The organism is Streptosporangium sp. G12 (assembly GCF_052983175.1).
Genome location: NZ_JBRIQO010000018.1, coordinates 153024 through 172464, shown reverse-complemented (window position 1 = coordinate 172464; position 19441 = coordinate 153024). Strand labels below are relative to the sequence as shown.

The following is a 19441-nucleotide window of genomic DNA, read 5'->3' as shown; positions in this document are numbered from 1 at the left end:
GATCAGGCGCCCCCTCGGGAGACCCCGTCACCCGGGGACCCTCAGGCGAGGCCTCGCTCACCGGCGAGGCCTCACACCCGGCCGCTACTGCCCCTCGCGCGGGGTGCCGTACACCTTGGGCTCGAAGTATCCCTCGGGCTCGGGGGCGAAGGCGGTGCCGCCGTCGCCGCCGTCGCCGCCGCTCCTCGGGCGGGGGACCGAGGCCTTGGTCGCCTTGAGCTCCTCGCGCAGCTCCCGGACGCAGCGGGTCAGGCCGCGGCGCCAGGCGATGACCAGCACCAGGAACGAGCCGCCGAACAGCCAGGGGGCTCCCTGCGACAGCGCCGTGTACATGCCCAGGCCGAAGGCCTGGACGGGGGTGGCCGCGAACAGGGAGCGGACCGCCTCGATGAGCGCGGTGGTCACGAAGAAGACCAGGGGCGGGGACACCACCAGCGACAGCAGGTCCCGGCGGTTCACGAGCGACGCGGCGGCCACGCAACCGGCCACGAACGCCGCCCCGGTCAGCGCCGCCACTCCCAGCAACGCCTGCAGCAGGCTGCCCACCAGCGTGGACGCCAGTACGAAGGCCAGCGCGCCCCGGACGGTCAGCCGGATGCCCGCGGTCCGGTCAAGCTCACTCATGCGATCACCCCGCCGGCCGGCTGCACGCCGCCTCGCTCGTCCACCACTCGCCCCCTTGACCCTGCCCGGCCCTCGCGGACCTCCGCGTCGTCGACCCCGATGTCTCCAGTGTCCGGCCGCCGGAGCCGTCAGGGAACAGTTTCTAGGGCAGGTCGTTGGCCAACCTACCGTTCAGGCGGGATACGAGAGGTGAGCTTGGCTCCTCTTGCGTGAGCAGTTCCGGCGAGGTCAGGGCGCGCGGCAGGTCCTCGACCGCCTGCGGCGTGTCCAGGTCGGTCTCGACCAGCCCCAGATCGTTCAGCTTGCGGGCGCTCACCAGCACCCGGGTCTCCAGCGAGCCGACCGTCCTGTTGTACGACTCCACGGCCCGGCTCAGCGAGCGGCCCAGGGCGTCGACGTTGCGTCCCATGCTGCTCAGCCGCTCGTACAGCTCCTTGCCGACCTCGAAGATCGCCCGCGCGTTCTCGCCGAGCGCGGCCTGCTGCCAGGCGTACTGCGCGGTGCGGAGCATGGTGATCAGCGTGGTGGGCGTGGCGATGTGGACCCGGCGCCGCATGGCGTACTCCAGCAGGGCGGGGTCGCGTTCCAGGGCCGGGGCGAGGAACGCCTCGCCGGGGATGAACAGCACCATGAACTCCGGCGCCGGGCTGAACGCCTGCCAGTAGGGCTTCGAGGCGAGCCGGTCGACATGGTCGCGCACGTGCCGGGCGTGGGCGTCGAGCCGGGCCGACTGGTGGTCGGGATCGGCCGACTCGGCGGCCTCCAGATAGGCGGACAGCGAGACCTTGGAGTCGACCACGATGTTCTTGCCGCCGGCCAGCCGCACGATCATGTCGGGCCGCAGGACACCGTCCGGCGTGGTGACGCTCACCTGCTCGTCGAAGTCGCAGAACCGCTGCATCCCGGCGATCTCGGCGACCCTGCGGAGCTGGAGCTCCCCCCACCTGCCCCTGGCCTCGGGCCGCTGCAGGGCCCGTACCAGCGAGCTCGTCTGGGCGCGGAGCTGCTCGTTGCTCTCGCGGACGACGTCGATGTGCTTGGCCAGCTCGGCGTGGGCGGCCCGCTGGCCCGTCTGGGTGTCGCGCAGCTGCGTCTCGACGCGGGCCAGGGTGTCCTTCAGCGGCTCGATCAGGTGCTCGACGGCCTGCTTGCGCTGTTCCAGCTCGCCGGCCGCCTCGGCCCGGTTGGCGGCCAGTCTCGTCTCCGCCAGCTCCAGGAACCGCAGGTTGTTGACGTCGAGCGCCCGGCTCGACAGGGCCTGGAACCGTTCGGAGAGCTGCCCCTCGATGTAGGCGACCTTCTCTTCGGCGATCTTCGCGCGGGCCTCGGCGTCGGCCAGGCGCGCCGCGACGTCCGCGGCTCCCGAGGAGGCGCGCGCCCGGCCCAGCAGGAACCCGATCGCGAGTCCCGCGGCGAGGCCCACCGCGAGCTGGAAGGAGAGCGCCATGACATCCACCCCGGCATGATTCCAGGCCCGGCCGCTTCTGGCGCGCCGACACGCTCCCGAAGCCGGCCCGCTCCCGAAGCCGGCCCGCTTCCGGACCGGAACCGGCCCCGCCCGTGCCCGTGACTCGGACCTGTGACCCGTCCGTGGCGGGTAGCAGTGGGTCATTCCGCGTAAACTCGGCTCACGTGAGCCTGAGCATCGGCATCGTCGGATTGCCCAACGTCGGCAAGTCAACGCTTTTCAACGCGCTGACGAAGACCGCCAACGCCCTGGCGGCGAACTATCCGTTCGCCACCATCGAGCCCAACGTGGGCATCGTCGGCGTTCCCGACCCGCGTCTTGAGAAGCTGGCCGAGATCTTCGGATCCGCCAAGATCCTGCCGGCGAAGGTCGAGTTCGTCGACATCGCGGGTCTGGTCCGCGGCGCCTCGGAGGGACAGGGGCGAGGCAACCAGTTCCTCGCCAACATCCGTGACACCGACGCGATCTGCCAGGTCATCCGGGTCTTCAACGACCCCGACGTGACCCACGTGGACGGCGGCGTCGCCCCCGGACGCGACATCGAGACGATCAACACCGAGCTGATCCTCGCCGACCTGCAGACGCTGGAGAAGGCGATTCCGCGCCTGCAGAAGGAGTCCAGGACCAACAAGGACCGCAAGGCCGCGCTCGACGCGGCGGAGGCGGCGTTCAAGCTCCTCGACGGCGGCACCACCCTGTACGCCGGGGCCAAGGGCGCGGGCATCGACCCGAAGGACCTGCGCGAGCTGCACCTGCTGACGGCCAAGCCGTTCCTGTACGTCTTCAACCTCGACGCCGACGAACTGGTGGACGAGAGGCTCCGGGCCCAGCTGTCGGCGCTCGTCGCGCCGGCCGAGGCCGTCTTCCTCGACGCGAAGATCGAGTCCGAGCTCGTCGAGCTCGACGACGCCGAGGCGCTGGAGCTCCTGCAGTCCGTCGGCCAGGAGGAGTCGGGCCTGACCCAGCTGGCCAGGGTGGGCTTCGAGACCCTGGGGCTGCAGACCTACCTGACCGCCGGCCCCAAGGAGACCAGGGCCTGGACGATCCGCAAGGGCGCCACCGCCCCCGAGGCGGCCGGGGTCATCCACACCGACTTCCAGCGCGGCTTCATCAAGGCCGAGATCGTCTCCTTCGACGAGCTCGTGGAGGCCGGATCCATCGCCTCCGCCCGCCAGGCGGGCAAGGCCCGCATCGAGGGCAAGGACTACGTCATGCGCGACGGCGACGTGGTGGAGTTCCGCTTCAACGTCTGACCGCTCGCGTGCCACGAGGGAGGTCCCGGCCCGTCGGCGGGGCGGCCGGGTGTTCCCTTCCGGGGCGATGACAGACCGGGAGGCTCGTCCATCCCATCCGATGATCCATCCCTGGCCGGGCGTGCCGAGTCACGTTATTTGGGGTTTGTGACCCTGGGTGACGTATTTCGTGTTAAATGCGCAGGTCGCGACAGTCCGGGAACCGTCCAGTTAGCAATGGGTGGCGTTTGAGTAATCAGCCCACGCGCTGGCCAGGGGTAATGCGCTTTTCACGGGTCATCGGCGACATCGGCGGCCTCGTCGGCGTTCCAGACCCGGTTTGCTCAGTCATCGCGATGCCTGCAGCATAGGCGTGGCTTTCCTGGAAGAATCGGCTGGGCGGCTAGAGTAAGTGCGTCACCATGGCCAATGGGATCGGCGGCGATACGACCCCGCACCGGCCGAGGATTGACGCGAGCGGAGGCGTGATGGCTCGAAGGTCGACGGTCCAGCGTGATCCCCGGATCGCTGGCGACCCCGAGCTGTCGGCATACCCGGACTTTCCCGACGATTCCGATCTCGATCGCGCTCCGGCACGCGGGCGGGGCGCGTCGCGCGGACGCTGGTCCGGTGGAGGCGGTCGCTGGCTGGTGTGGACCGGCCGCGCCGTGCTCTGGGCGCTGATCGTCGTCATCGTGGTGAACGGGGTCCGCGCGCCCTTCGAGCGCTTCACCCAGCAGAACGCCCCCTCCGGCGCGGTGTCCGTGCCGGACGGCGGATTCCCCACGGCCCAGGCCTCCGCCTTCGCGGCCCAGTTCGCCGAGGTCTACCTGAACTTCGACGGGGCCCGCCTCTCGGAGAGGGAGTCGAGACTCGCCCCCTACCTGCCCGAGGGCGCCGAGGCGCAGTTCGGCTGGGACGGTTTCGGCAGGATGAGCGCTGGAGCGGTGCAACCGTACGGGATCGAGGTCGTCGACGCCGACAACGCCGTCGTCACCGTCGCCTACCAGTCGGATGACCGCCGCCAGCTCCTGTCGGTGCCCGTCCACCACGACCGGGCCGCGAAGAGGTTCGTCGTCGCCGGGCGTCCGGGCATCCTGCCCGCGCCGAGGGTGGCCGACCTGCCGCCCAAGGCCGCGCCCGAGCGCGACCGGGCCGCGGAGCAGGAACTGCGCACCACGCTGGAGGACTTCTTCAGGGCGTACGCGGGTGACACCACCGCGCTGCAGCAGTACGCCGACGCCGGGGTCACCCTGCAGGGGTTCGGGGGCGCGTTCACCTTCCAGCAGCTCAAGGACTTCATGGTGCCCCTCGCAGGGGGAACCACCCGCAAGGTGACCGCGACGGTTCTGTGGGGTGTCCCGTCGAAGGCGGAGCCGTCCGCCGAGCCGGAACCCGCCGACCCCGGCCAAACAGGAGGCAAGCTGGAACAGTCCTACTTGCTCACCATGGTCAAGCAAGGCGACAAATGGTTCGTCAAGGACATCCGCGGCGCATACCGATCTGTGGCGGGGTAACGCATGATCGAATGGTGCCGGTCCACGGTGAGCAGACCCCCCCTGATCGATGAGCCGCCGATCCGGGTCCCCGCGCTTACGCGCCGAGGGCCCGTCGCCGCCCGGCGGGCACGATCGTGAGTACGGAGGACAAGAAGTGATTCTCAAGACCATGCTGCTGAGCGCGATAGAGCTCGCTCAGCCCACAGCTCCTCCGGCGGGCGTCAACACCGAAGGCCTCGCTGACTTCCTCCGCAGCTTCTTCGCCCCACTCTTCCTGGTCATCGTCTCGGTGGTGGCCCTCTTCTTCCTCTTCACCCGTGAGATCACCAGGTTCGTCCAGTTCATCATCCTGGCGATCGCCATCGGAGTGATCTTCTACGTGCCGAACATCATCGAGGTGACTGCCAAGGCGATCGCGGGCGCACTGGGCATCTCGGGGGGTTGAGACCGGGTTCGAACGGTCAAACAAGGAGAGGCGGAGAGGAGGATCACGTGGATCTGCCCACGTACACCAATATCTGGAGGATCGAGAAGCGGCTCTACAAGCTGTACGACCTACGGCTGCCGATGCCGCTCCCGATCGTCTGGATCGGTGGGTTCGTGGGAGTGCTGGCCCCGTGGTCGCTGCTTCTCTACCTGCTCGGCCTGCCCTTCGCCGCCCCCTGGCACGTGCTCTACCTGGTGCCGCCCGGTGTCGTCACCTGGCTCTCCACCCGGCCGGTGATCGAGAGCAAGAGGCTCACCGAGCTGCTCCAGTCGCAGGCCCGCTACGTGGGGGAGCCGCGCACCTGGTGCCGGATGGCCCCTCTCTCCGAGCCCGCCGAGGTCACGCTGACCGGGCGGATCTGGCGGGCCGCGCCGCAGCACGCGGCCGTACGGGTCAAGGCGTCGCGCAAGGCCAGGCACGCCCAGTCCAAGCGCGCCGCCGCCCGCTCGCGCGAGGTGCGTCCCGCCGTGGCCGCTGCCGCGGCGGCCGCCGCCACCGCTCCGGTGGCCCGCGAGCGCGTCGCCTGGGCCGAGGTCCACGCCCCCCGCCAGGGCGCCGCCCCGGCTCTCGGCCGGCCCTCGGCCGTCGAGACTTCCTGGGCCGTCGAGACGCCCCCGGTCGTCGTCCCCGTCGTTCTCCCGATGCCTTCCGTGACTTCCGCGCCCCTGCCTGTCGTGTCGTCCCTCTCGGTGCCCGTCGCGACCCCGACCTCCGATCTCGTCGAGCCCGGGGCCGCCTCCGAGGTTCCCGCCTCCAAGGACTCCAAGGACTCCAAGGAGTCCGAGACCGCCGCGTCAGGCTCCAGGGACTCCAGGACCACCGCGCCCACCGCGCCCACCGAGGACGCCGGGTCCGTGCCCGGCACGCCGGTCGCGGGCTCGGTCTCGCGGCCGTCCGCCGACCGCTCCACCGGACGGTCCGGGGGGCGGGCGGATCGTGTTCCGGCGGCCGGATCCGCCGAGGGGCGGGCGAGCGACTCGAAGGACGAGGCCCCGGCGGCGTCCGGCGCGACCGCGGCTCCGGCCGCCCCCATCGGCACCGAGGCGCTGCGGCGCCTGCGCAGGCTCGCGGCCTCCGCCGAGGCCCAGCGCGCCGCGACCGCCCCGATCGCGCCTCCCGCCCCGGCCGCCCCGGCCGCGCCTCCCGCGTCGACCCCGCCGGTCTCGCCCCCCGAGGTGATCGCGCCCGCCGCGCCCTCTGTGCCCTCTGCGCCCTCCGAGACCGTCGCCCCCACCCCGAAGCCTTCGGTCCGGCAGCGGCCGGAGGCCCCGGCCGTGCCGCCGCCCTCGGTTTCCGAGCCGCCTCGGGTGGAGACGCCCGCCCCGGCCCGTGCGGTGCCCGCCGAGCGGTCGGCCGTCGTGCCCGACCCCGCCCGGAAACCCTCCGCCCCGGCCGTTCCGTCCTTCGTGCCGAGGTTCGTCGGACCGGCGCCGATCGGGCACCGCGCCGCGGAGGCGGCCGGGCTCCCGCAGGACAGGCAGGACAGGCAGGACGAGGAGAGCGCGCGGCGCCAGCACCGCAAGGGGCAGCCCGCGCCGATCGGGCGGCCCGCCGGCACGTCGCAGGCCTGGCCGCCGGAGAGGAACGCGGGCGCGCAGGCAGGGCCCGGTGCCCCGGCGGGTACCGGCGTCCAAGGAGGCGTCCAGGGAGGCGGCATGTCGATCCGCGCGGTCCCGTCGGGATCGGCCACGGCGGATCCGGTCACCCCCGCGGTGCCGGTGACCGGTTCCCCGCGCGGCGAGGCCGAGACCAGGGTCCGCCGGGTGGAGTCGGTGGTCGGCCGGGACTCCTCGGGCGGCTGGCGGCGGCTCGCCCAGGTGGTGATCGGACCCGGCGGCGGTGGCCGTACGGACGGTTCGGAGATCGACGAGGCGCGGGCCAGGGCGGTGTTCAGCGGCAGCCGCCGGGTGGTGGTCCTGGGCTGCACCGGCGGCGCCGGGCAGACCACGACCGCGCTCATGCTCGGCCACACCCTCGCCCGTTACCGGGAGGACCGGATTCTCGCGGTCGACGCCAGCACCGGCTCCCACGCCCTGTCCGGCAGGATCCAGGGCGAGTCGCCCGAGACCCTGAGCTCCCTGCTCTCCGGGCTCGACAACGTCCAGGGATACCTCGGCATGCGCGCCTACACCAGCCGCTGCGCCTCGGGGCTGGAGGTCCTCGCCGGAGACAGCGACGCCGGTGCCGAGCAGCGCCTGTCGGACCGCACGCTCTTCTCCGACCGGCGGCTCGGCCAGGCGATGGACATGCTCGACCGGCACTACAAGACGATCGTCGTGGACCCGGCGGCGGCCCTGGCCGCACGGGTCCTCCCCTACGCCGATCAGCTCGTCCTCGTCGTCCCGGCCAGCGAGGACGGGCCGGACGCGGTGGCCATGACCTACGAGTGGCTCGACGGGCACGGCTGCGCCGACCTGCGCCACCGGGCGGTCATGGTCGTCAACGGGGTGAGCCGCCGCAGCATGGCCGACGTGGAACAGGCGGAGGCGGTCGCGCGGGGCAGGTGCCGGGCGATCGTCCGGGTTCCCTGGGAGGACGCGCTGGCCCCCGGCAGGGCCGATCGGGTGGAACCGTCCCACCTGAGGGCACCGGGCCGCCGGGCGTACCTCGCCCTGGCCGGTGTCGTCGTGGCGGGCTTCGGAACGGTTCAGGCGGGTCGACCCAGCGAGGAGGAACTAGCCCAGTGATCCCCCGGGCGCGAGGAGATGTGGTGAACGGGCGAGACGAGGTGCAGGTGGTGAGCGGGCAGGCCGGCGTCCGGGTGGGCGGGTCGGACCGGGCGCGGGTGAACGGGTCGTACGAGGTTCGTACGGCCGGGCCGGGCCGGAACGGACCGGAGCAGGCCGGTACGGGCCGCCTTGGCGGGGTTCGTCGGGGCGGGCCGGGCGAGGCGCGGGCGAGCGGGTGCGACGGGATCCGGGCCGGCGAGGGGTCCGGAGGCCGTGGAGACGGGGCCGCGCGAGCGGTGGGGGAGGGGCTGTGAGCCGCGCCTCCCGGACGCGCAGCCGCCTGGCCGTCCGATACTTCGATGATCGGATCCTGCTGACCGACTCGTCGGTCTGGGCCTACTTCAGGCTTCCCACCGTGAGCTACGAGTTCATCACCCCCGAGGAGCGGGAGGCGCTGGCCACCAACATCACGATCGCGCTGGCCGCCATCCGCATGCCCGACGCCGAGGTCCACCTGCGCGTGGCGCACCGCACCTACCCCGCCGCCGAGTGGGCGATGGCGCTGAACGCCACCTCCGACGAGGGGCCGGGCTGGCGCGACTACCTGGAGGACATGTACCGCCACGTCTGGGCCAAGGACTTCTGGACCAAGGAGGTCTACCTCGGCGTACGGCTCGGCACGCGCGGGCGGCAGCTGGGCACCGGGGTCCTCTCGCAGCTCTTCGGCTTCTACCAGCGCAGCGAGAAGGCCCTGGGCATCGAGGACGACCACGTCCCCAAGGCCGAGATCGCCAAGTGGTCCGAGCAGGCGGAGCGGCTGGGCAGGGCGCTGTCCGCCAGCGCGCTGTACGCCAGGCACGCCACCTCCGTCGAGCTCGCCTGGCTCTTCCAGCACGCCACGACCGGGTCCCTCGGCGACCCTCCGGCCTCGGCGAGCCCCAAGCGCCGGTGGGGGCAGGGGGAGATCGAGTCCCTCGTCGAGGGACAGATCCACAACGGCAGGGCACTGCTGCGCATCGAGCAGCCACAGGGCGACTCCTACGTGGCGCACATGTCCTTCGCCCGCTTCCCCGACCTCATGCCCTTCCCCGACGGCGAGCCGTGGATGCACTTCGCCGACCAGCTGCCCTTCCCCGTGGAGATCAGTTCGAGGATGCGGCTGATCCCGCCGGTCAAGGCGAGCAAGGACGTGGCGCGCAAGCTCGCCCACGCCCGCGACATGGACATCCACATCCGCGAGGCGGGCGCGGAGGCGCCGCTGGCCCTGGCCGAGCAGATCGACGCGGCCCGGATGCTGGAGCACGGCATCACCAAGGAGCGCCTGCCGTTCGTGTACGGCTGGCACCGCCTGATCGTGTCGGCCCCGACCGAGGAGATCTGCGTGCAGCGGGTCGAGGCGGTCGTGGAGCACTACCGCGACATGGGCATCGACATCGTCAACTCCACCGGCGACCAGTTCTCGCTGTTCTGCGAGACGCTGCCGGGAGAGCGGGTCCGGGTCAACGCCTACGCGCAGCGGCAGCCGCTGCGCACCATCGCGGGCGGCATGGCCACCGCCACCGTCGACCTGGGCGACCGGGTGGACGAGAGCGCCTCGGGCTGGATGGGCCCGTACGTCGGGGAGACCCTGGGCCGGGCCCGCAGCATCGTGCACTTCGACCCGCTGGTGGCGGCGACGCGCAACCGGCCGACGGCCATCGCCATCACCGGCGAACCCGGCGGCGGCAAGACCACGCTGGCACTGCTGATGATCTACCAGATGGCGCTGCGCGGGGTGACGGTCGCGGTCATCGACCCCAAGGGCGACGCCGACTCGCTGGTGCAGCTGCTGAAGAAGCGGGGCAGGAAGGCGCGGATCATCCCCCTGGGCTCGGCGGCTCCCGGCCTGCTGGACCCGTTCTCGTTCGGCGACGACCTGGCGGCCAAGAAGACGATGGCCACCGAGACCCTGCGTCTGCTGCTGCCCCGTATGTCGGAGGAACGCGAGTCGGCGATGATCCAGGCGGTCGCCGCGGTGTCCAACGCCGAGGACCCGTCGCTGGGCAAGGTCGTCGACTTCCTGGAGCGGACCGAGGACGCCGCCTCCAAGAACCTGGGCGCGGTGCTCCGCTCCATGTCGGACATGCATCTGGCCAGGCTCTGCTTCGACCCCTCGGGCGGCGACCAGATCGACACCGAGGGCTGGACCACGGTCTTCACCCTGGGCGGCCTGACGCTGCCCGACGCCTCCACCGGCCGCGACGACTACTCGTACGAGCAGAGGCTGTCGGTGGCGCTGCTCTACCTCGTCGCGCAGTTCGCGCGGGGTCTGATGAACGGCCTGGACCGGCGGACGCCCAAGGCGATCTTCCTGGACGAGGCGTGGGCGATCACCTCTACCCCCGAGGGCGCCAAGCTGGTGCCCGAGGTCAGCCGGATGGGCCGCTCCCGCAACACGGCGCTGGTCCTGGTCTCGCAGAACGCCGGAGACCTGCTGAGCGAGCAGGTGACGAACTGCCTGTCGTCGGTCTTCGCGTTCCGCTCCACGGAACGGGTCGAGGTGGAGCACGTGATGGCGCTGCTCGGGGTCGAACCGTCCGAGGAGCACAAGGCGGTGCTGCGCTCGCTCGGCAACGGCGAATGCGTCTTCCGGGATCTGGACGGTCGCGCGGGCCGTATCGGGGTGGACCTGATCTCGGATGAGCTGCTGCGCTGGCTGGACACGAATCCGACCCACGACAAACCCGACGAGAAAGTGCATGATCTTCCTGGGGGCGACAGAGTCGGTAGGCCGGGGGCTGCGGCGCTGGAGGTGCGGTCATGAAAGGCTCCCGCAAGGGGCTTGAGGGCTCTCGAGAGAGACGGTCCCTCAAGGGGCCGAAAGGGCTTGGCGTGCGCGGCGGGCTTCGTGGGCCTCGCGAGGCGACGGGCTCCCGCGAGAGGGGTTCCCGCAGGGGACGGCTGGGCAGGCGGATCGCCATCGGGCTGGTGGCGCTGGCCGCCTTCCTCGCGCTGCCGCTGGTGTTCCCCGCCGACACGTCCACGGCCGTCGCCGCGGCCCCCTGCGACATGTCTCCCGACCTGTCCCCGGACATGGTCGCCGGAGGCGTCGACGGCCTGATCCAGCCGCCGCTTCCCGACGCAGCCCAGCCGGGAGCCCAGCCGGGTGCCCCGGCGGCACAGGCCCCGGCGGTGCAGGGCAACTACGCGACGTACGGCATGAGCGGCCAGTTCTGGCACACCCACCTGCTCGGCTGCGACGACATCGCGGCGGTGATGGGCAACGCGATGGCCAACACGGTCTTCCTGTGGGCCAAGGCGCTGGACAGGCTGACCATCACGACCTACCAGGCGGCGGCCACCGAGGGCCCGCTGGAATCGATCAAGAACGTCGTCGACGACATGGTGGTCCGCCTGGCCGACGCCATGTACTGGCCGTACCTGCGGCCGCTGGTGATCCTCGGCGCCATCTGGCTGGCCTGGTACGGGCTGATCCGCAAGCGCGCCACCACCACCGCCGAGGGCGTCATCTGGATGGTCCTCGCGGTCACCGTGGCGGTCTGGTTCTTCAGCCGCCCCGGCGATCTCACGGGGCTGGGCAAGGTCGTCACCGACAAGACCGGCGAGGTGGTCAACTCCGCCTTCTCCGGGCTCCCCGGCGCGGGCGGGACCTCCTGCCTGCCGGCCAAGGGCGACGCCAACCCGCAGGTCAAGAGCGGCGGGTACGGCCAGAGCGGCGTGCCCGGCGTCGAGCAGAACTCCGACGCGCTCTGGTCCACCCTGGTCTGCAAGCCGTGGCTGATGGGCCAGTTCGGCACGGCCGACGCCGACGCTCCCATCATCAAGGTGTTCGGCGCGAAACTGCTGGAGATCCAGACGATCGACGCGGCCGAGATGAAGGCCGAGCAGATGCCGGAGGCGAACTCCCACCAGGCACGATATGAGACCGAGGTCGCCGACAAGCTGCAGAACACGCCGGTCTTCCCCCTTTTCCAGGGCAAGGACTGGACGAGCCGCCTGGGGGTCGCGATCGGCGCCCTCATGGCCGCGGTGGTCGCGGGACTGCTGATCTTCCTGGTGGCGGTCTCGCTGCTGGTCCTCAAGGTCGGCTTCCTGTTGCTGCTGATCCTCGCGCCGGTCTTCCTGCTGATCGGCGTCCATCCGGGATCCGGGCGGATCATCGCCATGCGCTGGGTGGAGATGCTGATAGGCACCCTGCTCAGACAGGCCGTGCTCGCCCTCGTCCTCGGCGTGCTCGTGTACGGCTACGCCCTGATCATCTCCACGGCGATGCCGTGGGGCATGCAGGTCATGTTCATGGCGATCCTGACGATCGCGGTGTTCTTCTACCGGCGGCCGTTCCAGCATCTGTTCTCGTCCATGGACGGGCACACGCTCACCACCCGGATGCTCGGCGACGCGGCGACCGCGCCGACCCTGCAGCGGGCCGCGTCCGTGCTGCCGCCGGTCGCGGCGGCCAGGGCGGGCCGGTGGGGCATGCGCAAGGCCGAGCCGATGCTGCAGGCGGCCGCGATGGCCGGCGGAGCCTCCGTCGGCGCGGCGGCGGCCGCCTCGGTCGCCCAGGGCAGGGTCCGCGGCGAGGACGGCGGTGCCACGCCGGCCACACCGTCGGGCACCCGGGTCCCCGCAGGCGCGCAACCGGCTCCGCTCGACACCGACTCCCAGGCGGCCGGGCGGCGCAGGGGCACCGGAAGGCCGGTCACCGCGGCCCGCCCCGGCGCGGCGCCGCCGCTCAACCTCTCCGGAGCCGGTACGGGAGGCGGCGCGTCCCCAACCAGGTCCGGAGGCTCCTCCGGGCGCGGGTCGGGCGGTTCGGGCGGGTCGGGCGGCTGGTTCGGCGGCCGTTCCGGCGGCTGGGCCCCGCAGGGAGGCTCGGGCGGCGGGTCGTCCTCGGGCGGCAGGTCGTCCGGTGCGCCGGCGGTCAGGCCCTCGGCGCCCTCGGCGGGCAGGCCCTCGGGTTCCTCCGGTTCCTCGGGGGGCGGCCGCTCGGGCACGAGCATCTTCGGCGGCGGCGGCTCCTCCCGGGGTTCCTCGGGTTCCGGCTCCTCGCGGGGCGGCTCCGGTTCGGGATCGCGTAACGGCGGCGGGTCCTCGCGTGGCTCCTCGGGGTCCGGAGGCTCCGGCGGGAGCATCTTCGGCGGCGGTGGCTCCTCGCGGAGCTCCGGTGGTTCGCGGAACCGGGACTCCGGAGGCAGGTCGTCCGAGGCGCCGCCGCTCTGGATCACCAGGCGGGCGGAGCGCGGCGGGGAGGCCGGTGAGCCGCCGCCGTTCTGGCTGCGTCCGTCCAACCGCGGCAAGGACTGACGATGATCGAGGGAGGCAGCCGGCGGGGAGCCGTCTTCGCGGTGCTGGTCGTGATACTCGCCGCGGTCGGCGTCTACGTGACCATGTGGTCGGACACCGGGGAGGGCCCGGAGACCCGGGCGGAGCCGGCGGGCGTCACCCGCACGGTGGCGTCAGGCAGGGAACCGGCCGCGGAGCCTGCGCGCCCGGCGGCGACGGCCAGCAACGCGCCCTTCGACGTCTACTCCTACCTGCCGATGACGAAGCAGGAGCTGGCCGCGGCCGCCGACTACGCGCAGCGGTTCACCGCCGAGTACGGCACCTTCAGCTACGACGAGGATCCGGCGGTCTACGGCGACCGTCTCAAGGGATACGTCACGACTGAGTTCTCGGGGGCGCTGCTGCGGACCGTCACCTCGCCGGGCACCGTCGAGGCGAACAAGGCCGACGAGGTCGTCTCCGTCGGGACTGCGCGCGTGAAGGGGATCCGGCAGATCGACAGCGCCTCGGTGGTCTTCGTGGTCGTCGGCACCCAGAACGTCACGGCCAGGAGCGGGGTGAACGAGAGGACCGCGGAGTACGCCGTCACGCTCATCCAGGTCGGCGCGGAATGGCGGGTCCACGACCTTCAGCCCGCCGACTCCGGCCAGGAGGGGGACGACCAGCCCTTCGAGACCGGCGCGACCGGATGACCGGCGGGATCGCGTACCGGCGCGGCGGGGTCGTGTACGGGCGAGAGTGGATGCGCGGCGGGGTCGTGTACCGGCGCGGCGGGGTCGTGTACGGGCGAGAGTGGATGCGCGGCGGGGTCGTGTACCGGCGCGGCGGGACGGGCGGCGAGGTCGCATGAGGGACGGCAAACACCTCCGGCTCGCCCTGATCCTCGGAGTCGCCGGGCTCTGCCTGATCACGCTGATCATGGCGCCGATGATGATGATCAGCAGTTTCCCGTCCTTCCCGTCGGTCACCGGGGAGACGCAACCCGACTGCGGGGAGAACGCGCAGGCGGCGGAGGACCTGTCGGAGACCGCGACGTCCGACATCCCCGAGGAGTATCTGAAGCTGTACCGCGAGCACGGCCGGAAGGTCGGCGTGCAGTGGAACGTGCTCGCCGGGGTCGGCAAGCGCGAGACCAACCACGGCCGCTCCACGCTCCCCGGCGTGCGGAGCGGCACCAACTACGCGGGCGCCGCCGGGCCGATGCAGTTTCTCATCAGCACGTGGGGCGGCAAGGCCAAGATCAAGATCCCGTCCACGTTCAACGGCTACGCCTCCGACGGCGACGGAGACGGCTGGGCCGACGTGTACAACCCGGCGGACGCCATCCTAGGCGCGGCGAAGATGCTGAAGCGGAACGGCGCGCCGGAGGACGTGCGGCGTTCGCTGTTCGTCTACAACCGTGCCTGGTGGTACGTCGACCAGGTCATGGAGATCGCCGGGAAGTACGCCAAGGACGGCGAGGTCACGACCCCGCCCGAGGCGGACGAGAGCTGCGACGAGCCCATGCTGGAGGCGGCGCCGACGAGCACGGTGGCCGCGATCCTCGAGTACGCGCTGGCCCAGCGCGGCAAGCCCTACATCTGGGGCGGCACGGGCCCGGCCGGCTACGACTGCTCGGGGATCATCTACATGGCCTACCGGAGCGTCGGCCTGACCATCCCGCGCACCACGTTCGGCCAGTGGCCGTTCGGCATAGAGGTTCCCGAGGGAGAGGAGCAGGCGGGGGACCTCGTCTTCTTCAACTCCGGGCCAGGAACCGGCCCAGACCGTCCCGGGCACGTGGGAATGGTGGTCTCTCCGGGCAAGATGGTCGAGGCGAGATGCCGGTTGTGCGGGCCGATCAAGGTCACCACCTACCGGGAGCGCACCGGGATCGTGGGATTCACCCGGCCGTTGCAACATCCTCAGATCCTCGCGCAACTCAAGGCGCGGGAGCAGGGCTGACAGAATCGGGAGCCATGGAAAAGGTCGTTGTGGGCGCAGCCATCGTCGACGGTGACGGAAAACTGCTCGCCGCCCAGCGTGCCGACCCTCCCGAGCTGGCCGGAGGGTGGGAGCTTCCCGGGGGGAAGGTCGATCCCGGCGAGGACGAGCACACGGCACTGATCAGGGAGTGCCAGGAGGAGCTCGGCGTGCTGATCGAGGTGGGCGAGCGCGTCGGCGGCGACTGGGCGCTCGCCGGCGGCTACGTCCTCCGGGTCTGGCTCGCCGTGGTCGCCGAGGGCAAGCCCGAGGCGAGGGAGCACCTGGATCTGCGCTGGCTGGGCGTGGACGAGCTTTACGAGGTGGCGTGGCTCCCCGCGGACCTTCCAATCGTCCGGGCGGTACAAGGTCGTCTCAACGATGGGCAAGGTCGGTTCAATAAGGATTGATCGACTCCGCAACGTGACATAACTGCTACTGGACGTGGCGATGTCGCGTGTCCGTACCCGGGGAACGGAGATATGCGGTGACCGTATGGTGGCGTGGTGCTGGGTTAGTGTCCGCTGTTGGAGCGGGGGTGCTCATCCTCGGGTCCACGGGGGTGTACGCCGTCCAGATGGACGAGCCGGCCGCGCCGCCCCTCGACCTGGCCGTCGCCGCCGACACCGGTACGTGGGCGCCGGGAAGCCGCGCCGACCAGGCGATCCGCTTCCGCATCCGCCTGCAGGGACCGGGCTCCGACGCGCGGCTGGCGGTCCTGACGACCCCCGCCGAGGCGCTCGCGGGCATCGAGTGCCCTGAGGAGACCAGGTCCTCGGTACCCGTACCCAGGGGGGCGGGGGTGTGCGTGATCGGCGCCCTGCCCGCCCGGGGCGGCTCCGTCGACGTGCTGCTCGCCGTGCCGCGGCGCCCGCAGGACGTCACGGTGACCGCCCTGGCCCGGATGAGCGGACCCGACGGTGAGCCGGTGAGTCAGCAGGCCCAGAGCACGATCAAGAGCTCGGACGCGGCGATGCGGCCGGGCGGGGGTGTCGTCGCGGGGCCGGAGACGCTGGAACACGCCCGCGCCGCGAGGGAGGACAGGTCCGCGGGCGCACGCGGTGTCGGGGCGCCAGGTGCCGCCAGCATGGTCCTCAGGGTTCCCCGGACGGCCGGGGAGGCCGAGGGTGCTCCCCTGGCCGCACCGGACACCCCGCGGGCCGCAGAGGCCGCAGAGGCCGCAGAGGCCGCAGAGGCACGGAGGGCCGAGCAGCGCACGTCGGCGTTCCTGCTCGATCTTCTCGGAAAGTCGTTCGTCGCCCCGGCCGCGGGGCCGGGCGCGGCGGGTACGGGGGCGGACGGCACCGCCGCGCGTCCTGGCCCGGCGGCTTCCGCGCTTCCCGCCGGGCCGGGAGCGTCGCCGAGGGCCGGCGCGCCGGTGAGCCCGCGGGCGGGTGCGCTTCCCGGGGACGCGGGAGCGACGGGAGGCCCGGCGGCCTCCCACGAGACGCGGGTCACCGCGCCGGGCGGGCAGCAGGAGGCCGGATCCCCCGCGGCCGCTCCGGTGGCTCCCGCCCCGGTCCGGGTCCCGGGGGCGGGCGCCGTTCCCGGTCGTCCCGCGGGTCCGGTCACCCCGGGTCTTCCGCCGGAGGGCACGCGGCTTCCGGACGGCGCCGCGGCCCCGGGCGTCGCGCCCGAGGCCGGTACCGGCGTGCCCGGTCAGGGGCAGGCCGCCGTACCGCCGGAGGGAGTGCCCGCCGCCCCCACGCTTCGGGGACAGAACGGCAGGCACCACTCGGCCGTGGGCTCCCCGACGGGTCGCAAGGCGGGCGGGCGGAAGGCGCGCGGGCAACGGCACGCGGCCGGCCGGTCCGGTGCGCGCGGGCGGGAAGCGGGCCGGTCGGCCCTTCGGCACGCGGGTCCAGGCCAGCCGGGAGTCGGCCTGCCGATGACCGGCCTGCCTGGAGGGCCGCAGATGGGGCCGGGCCTCCAGGCGCTCGGTCCCGTCACCCCGGGGGGCGGGCAGAAGATCGCCGGCCGCCCCGGAGCGCGCCGGCCGGTGGTCGGGCCGATGGTTCCCGGCTATCCGGGGGTCGGCGGGCAGCCCGCGATGCCGGGACAGGGCATGGGGCAGCCGATGATGCCGGGCTATCCGGGGATCGGGCAGCCGGGCATGGGACAGCCCGGCGTGCCGCCGCGAGGTGCGGGCGGTCCGATGGGCGGGCCCCTGCCTCCCGGCCACCCCGGAGCGGGTTATCCGGGAGCGGGTCAGCAGCCGGGCGGGCCGCAGATGCCCGGCGCGCAGCAGATGCCGGGCGCGCAGCCGGGCGGGGCGGGAGCGCCGGGCGCGCCTGGGCCCATGATGCCACCGGTCTCGATGGGCATGGCGGGGGCGGGCCAGATGCCCGGCCTCGTGAACGGCCTCCAACTGCCGCAGGCGGGTCCCTTCCCCGCCGCGCAGGTGCCCCTTTCGCAGGACCCGCGCCCGCAGGGCGCACCCCTCCCGCAGGACGTCGACGGTCCGAGCGGCCAGGTCCAGCCGGTCGCCGAGTCAAGTCCGCTGCTGACAGGGGTCCGAGGTCTCCCGGCGGTGGGAGCGGCGGTGGGAGCGCTGCTCGGCCTCCTGTGGCTGCAGAGGAGGATCCAGCGCCGCCGCCGGTCGCGACACGTTTTGTAAAACGCGGTTTGCTGTTACTTTTGCCCAACTAGTATTTACCTTGACGTGTTCATGGTTGATTTCGCGGAGGGCACCGGTGACGCGAGCACGGCACAGGGCAGCTGTCTCCGCCGTTGTGATGTCCGTGGGACTCAGCGGCGCCGTCCTGCTCGCCCTGGCGCCGCTCACCGGATCCTCCGCGGCCGGCGCGACCGTCAGGGTGGTGGGTGTCACCCCGTCGCAGGTCGAGGGCTGTGACGTCGATCCGGCAGGCCCCTGCGAGGAGGCCACGCCGATCGTCACCGTCACGGTCACCGAGGATCCCCAGGGCGGCTCCGAGGAGACCGCGGTGCCGCAGAAGACCGTGACCACCACGATCACCGTCCCGGCGTCGCCGAAGCCCCCCAAGCCTCCCAAGACGTCCTCGGCCCCGCCGCCCCCGCAGGAGACGGCGGTCGTGCAGCCGCCGCCGGTCCAGAACACCGCGCCTCCGGTGACCCCGCCCGCCGAGACCTCTTCGCCGGAGAACAACGACCCCCAGTTCCCGCCGACGAACCCCGAGCCGACCCCGCTCCCCACCGCCACGCCCACGCCGTCGGACACCGCGGCGCTCGACGAGAGCGCCTCCGGTACCTCCGTGTACGAGATCCGCAACGCGGGTTCCGAGTTCGACGGGGCCACGCTGAGCCGCCAGCTCGGCATCCCCGCGCTGATCCTGGTACTGCTGGTGCTGTTCGCCGTTCTGATCTTCGAGGGCAGGCTGCGCCGCCTGGCGCACGCCGCGGCCATCCGCCGGGCCGGTCCGCGCGGGATGGGCCGCGACCCGATGGAGCCGATGGCCTACCCCGGCGGTCCCGGCTACGGTCCCGGCCCCTACCAGGGCGGTACGGCCTACGCGCCGATCATCAGCTTCGTGCCCATGCAGATGTACGCCCCGGTCTACCCGGAGGGCTACACCCCCGAGCGGTCCCCCCACGGGTACGACCAGACGACGGCGTACCTGCCCGCGCCCGGCTACGAGCAGCAGCCGGCCGCCGGCCACAGTGACCCGCACGACCCGCACAGCCCGTACGACCCGTACGACCCGCAGACCGGCCACGTGCAGCCGGGGCGGCCCGGACAGGCGCCCTACGGTCCGGCGGCCCAGGACGCCTCACCGGCCGCCTTCCAGAGCACCTCGCGGTTCGACTCCGGAGAGGGGCGCCTCCCGCAGGGGGTGCCGGAGTTCCCCGGGGCGCCGTTCCCGCAGGAGCCCGCCCGGGGCGATCTGGGAGCCGACGGTCCGCGAGACGACCTCCGGCCGTTCGGCACCGGTCCCGTTCCCCAGGACGCCTCCGGCCAGGGTCCCTCGGCGGATCGGCCCCTCCACGGCGGTCCCCAGGACGGCTTCACGCCGTCCGGCCAGGAAGCGCGGAGCGAGGCGGGGCGTCCCGCAGGGGAGACGGCCAGGCCCTTCGGGCCCGAGCCGCAGGGCGGTCCCGCCCAGGGCCCCGGTGAGAAGGGCTCCGGCGACCGGCTTCCCGCCGAGCCGACCCCGACGGCGGTCTACCCGCTCCCCGGCCAGGACACCGGCAAGAAGAAGCGCGGCCTCTTCCGCCGTTCCACCTGATCTCGGACGATC

General features: G+C 72.5%; 15 protein-coding genes. 13 read left to right on the top strand and 2 right to left on the bottom strand.

Annotated features, from left to right (window positions below; translation table 11 throughout):
- Positions 1-84 precede the first annotated feature (84 nt).
- Both ACVCAG_RS26925 and rmuC read right to left on the bottom strand, forming a co-directional pair.
- On the bottom strand, positions 85-624 hold the full coding sequence (locus ACVCAG_RS26925) for a DUF6542 domain-containing protein (RefSeq protein WP_440085586.1): 540 nt from the start codon (positions 622-624) through the stop codon (positions 85-87).
- Positions 625-766: 142 nt separating this feature from the next.
- Positions 767-2071 carry a DNA recombination protein RmuC gene (gene rmuC, locus ACVCAG_RS26920; protein ID WP_440085649.1) on the bottom strand — a complete coding sequence of 435 codons (1305 nt, stop codon included), beginning with the start codon at positions 2069-2071 and terminating at the stop codon, positions 767-769.
- 185 nt (positions 2072-2256) lie between these two features.
- Here rmuC and ychF point away from each other — a divergent pair, with 185 nt between their 5' ends.
- The 13 genes from ychF to ACVCAG_RS26855 all read left to right on the top strand — a co-directional run bounded on the left by ychF (position 2257) and on the right by ACVCAG_RS26855 (position 19429).
- Positions 2257-3345 (top strand): redox-regulated ATPase YchF, encoded by a 1089-nt coding sequence (ychF, locus tag ACVCAG_RS26915; RefSeq protein WP_440085585.1) that lies wholly within the window; start codon positions 2257-2259, stop codon positions 3343-3345.
- A gap of 467 nt (positions 3346-3812) precedes the next feature.
- The gene (locus ACVCAG_RS26910) at positions 3813-4841 is read left to right on the top strand and encodes a conjugal transfer protein (RefSeq protein WP_447190487.1); all 1029 of its coding nucleotides are present in this window, start codon (positions 3813-3815) and stop codon (positions 4839-4841) included.
- 151 nt (positions 4842-4992) lie between these two features.
- Positions 4993-5268, top strand: a complete 276-nt coding sequence (locus tag ACVCAG_RS26905; RefSeq protein WP_329093688.1) for a hypothetical protein — start codon at positions 4993-4995, stop codon at positions 5266-5268.
- A gap of 47 nt (positions 5269-5315) precedes the next feature.
- The gene (locus ACVCAG_RS26900; RefSeq protein ID WP_440085583.1) at positions 5316-7997 is read left to right on the top strand and encodes a TcpE family conjugal transfer membrane protein; all 2682 of its coding nucleotides are present in this window, start codon (positions 5316-5318) and stop codon (positions 7995-7997) included.
- Between the two features lie 23 nt (positions 7998-8020).
- Positions 8021-8293, top strand: coding sequence for a hypothetical protein (locus tag ACVCAG_RS26895; protein ID WP_440085582.1), 273 nt, complete (start codon positions 8021-8023; stop codon positions 8291-8293).
- Positions 8290-10782 carry an ATP-binding protein gene (locus ACVCAG_RS26890; RefSeq protein WP_440068369.1) on the top strand — a complete coding sequence of 831 codons (2493 nt, stop codon included), beginning with the start codon at positions 8290-8292 and terminating at the stop codon, positions 10780-10782. The genes ACVCAG_RS26895 and ACVCAG_RS26890 overlap by 4 nt, the downstream gene beginning before the upstream one ends.
- Positions 10783-10850: 68 nt before the next feature.
- Positions 10851-13283 carry a type IV secretion system protein gene (locus tag ACVCAG_RS26885; protein WP_440085581.1) on the top strand — a complete coding sequence of 811 codons (2433 nt, stop codon included), beginning with the start codon at positions 10851-10853 and terminating at the stop codon, positions 13281-13283.
- A 2-nt stretch (positions 13284-13285) separates the two neighbouring features.
- Positions 13286-13954, top strand: coding sequence for a hypothetical protein (locus tag ACVCAG_RS26880; protein WP_440085580.1), 669 nt, complete (start codon positions 13286-13288; stop codon positions 13952-13954).
- Positions 13951-14112, top strand: a complete 162-nt coding sequence (locus ACVCAG_RS26875; protein WP_440085579.1) for a hypothetical protein — start codon at positions 13951-13953, stop codon at positions 14110-14112. Before ACVCAG_RS26880 ends, ACVCAG_RS26875 begins: the two co-directional genes overlap by 4 nt.
- Positions 14109-15206 (top strand): NlpC/P60 family protein, encoded by a 1098-nt coding sequence (locus tag ACVCAG_RS26870; RefSeq protein WP_440085578.1) that lies wholly within the window; start codon positions 14109-14111, stop codon positions 15204-15206. The genes ACVCAG_RS26875 and ACVCAG_RS26870 overlap by 4 nt, the downstream gene beginning before the upstream one ends.
- Positions 15207-15220: 14 nt before the next feature.
- Positions 15221-15634 (top strand): NUDIX domain-containing protein, encoded by a 414-nt coding sequence (locus ACVCAG_RS26865; protein ID WP_440085577.1) that lies wholly within the window; start codon positions 15221-15223, stop codon positions 15632-15634.
- A gap of 128 nt (positions 15635-15762) precedes the next feature.
- The gene (locus tag ACVCAG_RS26860) at positions 15763-17841 is read left to right on the top strand and encodes a hypothetical protein (protein ID WP_447190486.1); all 2079 of its coding nucleotides are present in this window, start codon (positions 15763-15765) and stop codon (positions 17839-17841) included.
- 118 nt (positions 17842-17959) lie between these two features.
- Positions 17960-19429, top strand: coding sequence for a hypothetical protein (locus tag ACVCAG_RS26855; protein ID WP_447190485.1), 1470 nt, complete (start codon positions 17960-17962; stop codon positions 19427-19429).
- Positions 19430-19441 lie beyond the last annotated feature (12 nt).